General features: G+C 34.5%; 6 protein-coding genes. 4 read left to right on the top strand and 2 right to left on the bottom strand.

Annotated elements, in window-relative coordinates; translation table 11 throughout:
• Both D6734_10735 and D6734_10730 read right to left on the bottom strand, forming a co-directional pair.
• Positions 1-275, bottom strand: a 275-nt coding sequence (locus D6734_10735; GenBank protein RMF93172.1) for a hypothetical protein, incomplete at its 3' end; no start/stop codon positions are given.
• Positions 276-277: 2 nt separating this feature from the next.
• Positions 278-1,111: an MBL fold metallo-hydrolase gene (locus tag D6734_10730; protein ID RMF93171.1), complete on the bottom strand. Its 834-nt coding sequence runs from the start codon at positions 1,109-1,111 to the stop codon at positions 278-280.
• Positions 1,112-1,213: 102 nt separating this feature from the next.
• Between D6734_10730 and D6734_10725 the strand changes: the two genes are divergently transcribed.
• The 4 genes from D6734_10725 to D6734_10710 form a co-directional block, all read left to right on the top strand.
• A complete protein-coding gene (locus D6734_10725) occupies positions 1,214-1,690 on the top strand; it encodes a flavodoxin family protein (GenBank protein ID RMF93170.1) in 477 nt (158 codons plus the stop codon).
• Positions 1,678-2,433: a tRNA (adenosine(37)-N6)-threonylcarbamoyltransferase complex dimerization subunit type 1 TsaB gene (tsaB, locus tag D6734_10720; GenBank protein RMF93169.1), complete on the top strand. Its 756-nt coding sequence runs from the start codon at positions 1,678-1,680 to the stop codon at positions 2,431-2,433. Before D6734_10725 ends, tsaB begins: the two co-directional genes overlap by 13 nt.
• Positions 2,430-2,882 carry a ribosomal-protein-alanine N-acetyltransferase gene (rimI, locus tag D6734_10715; GenBank protein RMF93168.1) on the top strand — a complete coding sequence of 151 codons (453 nt, stop codon included), beginning with the start codon at positions 2,430-2,432 and terminating at the stop codon, positions 2,880-2,882. The genes tsaB and rimI overlap by 4 nt, the downstream gene beginning before the upstream one ends.
• A 124-nt stretch (positions 2,883-3,006) precedes the next feature.
• Positions 3,007-3,181 (top strand): DUF465 domain-containing protein (locus tag D6734_10710; protein RMF93167.1); only part of this gene is annotated, 175 nt, incomplete at its 3' end.

Below are 3,181 nucleotides of genomic sequence, written 5' to 3'. Positions count from 1 at the left end.
TCAACTGCAGAAATGAATATTACTAATTTCTTTTTATTGTTTTTCAAGGATTCTTTTATCTTTTTTGAATATCTTCCATGATTCGAAGATAAAATAATGACAGCTGGATTGTTGTCAGCCTTGATTGAATCTATGATGCTTTGAAGGTCGGAAAAAGCAATATTATATGCTGATAAAAAACTTCTATTTTTTATATATTGTGCAATTGAAGTATTATCTTCACAGAGAACTTTTATTTTTTTTTTATTCATTCCTGCCTTTTTAGTTGAGACCAAGGTTATAGAAAAATTTCCATACCTTCATATGCCGCATAGGTTTCTGGAAATTCCTTTTGTGCATCAGCTTGAATTTTATCAATCATTTCATCATCATGTTCTTGGTCATGGTGAAAAAGAATCAATTTTTTTATTTTAGCTGCTTTTGCAAGTTTCACTCCCTGCTGCCATGTCGAATGACCCCATCCCGTACGGGGGAAGCCTACTTCTCCAGAATATTCTTCTTCAGTATAGTTGGCGTCATAAATCAATACATCGCATCCTTTGGCAAGATTCAAGAGAGAGCGGTCTATGCAATTGAAATGCTCTGTGTCAGTGGCATAAACAAAACTCTTTCCATTATATTCAAAGCGGTATCCTATACAGCCGTTAGGATGGTTAAGCCGACCCATTTTTATAGTGATTTTTCCATCTTTAATTACATCGTTCTTTGTGATTTCGATAAATTTTATTTGTGCATCCATTTCGTCAAGACTAACAGGGAAATATGGAAACATTACCTGTCCTGAAAAAAGATGCTCAAAAGAATAGGAAAGCTTAGATTCACCATATAGAGTAATTTTGAACTTCTTATTATAAACAGGAAGAAAAAATGGGAATCCCTGAATATGGTCCCAATGGAAATGTGAAAACAGGAACTTTATATTGTACTCTTTTCTTTTCAAAAGTTCTTTCCCAAGCTCTCTCAATCCACTGCCGGCATCAAGGATATATGTGTTTTTACCGCATCTTACTTCAACACAGGGAGTATTCCCTCCATATTTAACCGTTGATTTTCCCGGCACAGCTATGCTACCTCTTGCCCCCCATATTTTTATTTTGAAAATATCTTTCATTGATAATCTCCTATTTGGAATTGACTTTGTACGAATGCATCTGTATTTAAAAATCATATATGAAGGTATTATATTTTTCAATTTCTTTTTGGAGGAAAATCAATGTCAAAGGTTTTAGTACTCTATCATTCTGTAAGCGGCAATACTGAAAGTATGGCAAAAGAGGTTGCAAAGGGTGTCGAAGAGGAAGGTATCGATGTTGACATTAAAAAGATTGCTGATTTTGATTTGGACTCAATAACTCAATATGAAGGATTTATTGTGGGCTCGCCAAATTATTTTGGTTCAATGGCGGCTGAAATTAAAAGTTTTTTTGATAAATCAGTAAAATTTTTTAAAAAGCTTGAATGGAAAGTTGGTGCCGCCTTTACTTCTACAGGGATGCAGGGTGGAGGTGGAGAAATGGTGCTTTTGGATATTTTAAAAGCTATGATGATTCATGGATTCATTGTCAAGGGTGAGCCATCAGCAGGACACTTTGGACCTGTTGCAATTGGCAAACCTGATGAAAAGATATTAAAGGAATGCAGACTGCTTGGCACTAAAACTGCTCAACTCATTAAAAAATTGAAAAAGTGAATGAGAAAAACAAAGAAGGGAAATTGCCTGACAAAATTCTTGCTTTCGATTCTTCAACTCGAAGAGGAAGCCTTGCACTTTTTATACCTTCAACTGATGAAGTAATTGAACACTATACCGATATCAATAAAGTGCACTCCGAGAGATTAATGCCTTCTTTGAGATTTGTACTAGACCAATATGGACTTTCTCTCAGTGAAATTGATATGATTGCAGTAGCAGTTGGGCCAGGGTCTTTTACGGGATTGCGAATTGCCCTTGCCACTGCCAAAGGGTTGAGCATTTCAAAAGGAATTCCCGTAAAGGGCATTTCAACACTTGAAGCTTTGGCATATAATGGATTCTATAAGGATTTCTTAATTTGTCCAATTGTAGATGCTGGAAGATCAAAAATTTATTTTGCCCTATATGGGAAAAAATCCGACAAAAATTTAATTGAAATAATAAAACCTTCTTGCGGAACAATTGATGACATAGTGCGGCTCTTGGAAAGGAGAAAAAACATCTTTTTTACAGGTAATGGCATTTGTAAATATGAAAGGCATTTGAAAAGTAAGCTAAAGAGGAAAAATTTGCTCTTTGCTTCTGAGGATTTGCAACATATAAGCGCGATAAAAATAGCGAGATATGCCTATGAGAGAATCAGAAAAGGCGAAAAGTATGATAATGTGTCTACTTTGCTTCCGCTATATCTAAAACCTTCAGACGCCGAAGAAAAAGTATCAGCCGATAGAAGAGTATGAAAATCGTAATCAGTAAAATGTCGATTCAAGATGTGCCTTTCGTCGTTGAAATCGAGAACAAGTGTTTTAGCAGACCTTGGACTGAAGAGATGTTTCTTTTTGAGCTTAAACGAAGCAGAGTATCAAAAATGTATTGTGCTAGGTTAGACCCAAAAAAAAATATCCTTTGCGGTTATGTATGTTTTTGGTTGTTTCCCGGAGAAGCCCAGATAACGAACATAGCAGTTGATCCATTGTATCGAAGAAAAGGGATTGGAAGAAAACTTCTTAAGCACGCAATCAAAAGAATATCCCAAAAAAACATAAATGAAATATTTTTGGAAGTAAGAGTATCGAATGCACCAGCTTTATGTCTTTATGAGAGCGAAGGGTTTGTCAAAATAGGCAGAAGGAAAAGATACTATTCAGACACAGGAGAGGATGCGTTTTTAATGAAAAAAACATTATAAATCAATTAGTTATGGATTATAAAAGTTCTTGATATTTGAAGCTTTCTTTGTTATTATTTAAGTATGAAAATTTCAACGAATTCTGCTTCAAATTCATTTAAATTAATCTGGAGGGCTTACCTTTATGATTGAAAGAGAGATGTTAATAAAGTCTTTGCAGGAAAAAAATGAAGAATTTAGAGAGCTTCAGAAAAAGCATATGGAATATGAAGAAGAGTTGAGAAAAATTGAAAGTAAGAAATATTTGACTCCAGAAGAGGAAATACATAAAAAGCAAATCAAAAAACTAAAACTCCTTG

The organism is Candidatus Schekmanbacteria bacterium (genome assembly GCA_003695725.1).
Taxonomy (GTDB): Bacteria; Schekmanbacteria; GWA2-38-11; order GWA2-38-11; family J061; genus J061.
Note: the sequence above shows the minus strand (reverse complement) of the source record. Positions and strands in the feature narration are given on the sequence as shown.

Bases quoted from the DNA above. Each gene is read 5' to 3' on its own strand.
- D6734_10730 (RMF93171.1), bottom strand. From the start codon at position 1,111: ATGAAAGATATTTTCAAAATAAAAATATGGGGGGCAAGAGGTAGCATA.
- D6734_10725 (RMF93170.1), top strand. From the start codon at position 1,214: ATGTCAAAGGTTTTAGTACTCTATCATTCTGTAAGCGGCAATACTGAA.
- rimI (RMF93168.1), top strand. From the start codon at position 2,430: ATGAAAATCGTAATCAGTAAAATGTCGATTCAAGATGTGCCTTTCGTC.